The organism is Parendozoicomonas verongulae, from assembly GCF_009711465.1.
In the GTDB taxonomy this organism is placed as follows: domain Bacteria; phylum Pseudomonadota; class Gammaproteobacteria; order Pseudomonadales; family Endozoicomonadaceae; genus Sansalvadorimonas; species Sansalvadorimonas verongulae.
The window spans coordinates 1-657 of sequence record NZ_SMME01000369.1 but is presented as its reverse complement, the minus strand read 5'-3'; the positions used below and the strand labels follow the sequence as shown (position 1 = coordinate 657).

1 protein-coding gene is annotated in these 657 nt (G+C 47.9%); it reads right to left on the bottom strand.

Features of this window, described 5'->3' with window-relative positions:
* Positions 1–24 precede the first annotated feature (24 nt).
* Complete coding sequence (locus tag E1189_RS00730) at positions 25–579, bottom strand: LysE family translocator (protein WP_155158219.1); 555 nt, start codon at positions 577–579, stop codon at positions 25–27.
* Positions 580–657: the final 78 nt, after the last annotated feature.

Below are 657 nucleotides of genomic sequence, written 5' to 3'. Positions count from 1 at the left end.
CCACCGACTTCAGTCGGTGGTTGTTCAGTTCCAGATAAACAATAAACAGGAAGCAGTTGCCACTCCCATAAAGATATTAAACCAGCGCCATTGCAGAGATGTTTTCATCACTTTCCCAATAAGTGTTCCAAAACCTGTCCAGAAAGAAATGCAGGGAAACGCTGCGAACATGAATATCAGGGCAATACTCCAGGCTGAAAGCCAGTAATTGTCTTCCGATAAAGAGAATGTTCCTACTGCAGCAATCGACATAACCCAGGCTTTCGGGTTGATGAATTGAAAGCCTGCAGCTTCAAACCAGTTCATTGGTCGATTGGCTTCTCTATTTTGCAGAGTGGGTGGTGGTGCAGAAGCTATGCGCCAGGCGAGGTAGAGAAGATAAATGCTGGAAGCCCACTTCAACGCGGTCTGAACCAGTGGAAACTGCTGGAAGATAACGCCAAGCCCTGCAGCAATAGCCATAATCAACAGGCCAAGGCCACAGCAGATTCCCAGAATATGGGGGAGTGTTCGCAGATAGCCGAAGTTGGCCCCTGAGGCTGTCAGCATCATATTATTCGGGCCAGGTGTGCCTGTCATAGTGACAGCGAAAATAGCCACCGACAGATAAAAGTGTGCCTCCAAGGTTTTCCTCCAGCCTTTATCTAAACCGCTAAT

What these genes read in the sequence shown, in the direction of transcription:
- E1189_RS00730 (WP_155158219.1), bottom strand. Translation starts at nt 579, where the DNA reads ATGACAGGCACACCTGGCCCGAATAATATGATGCTGACAGCCTCAGGG.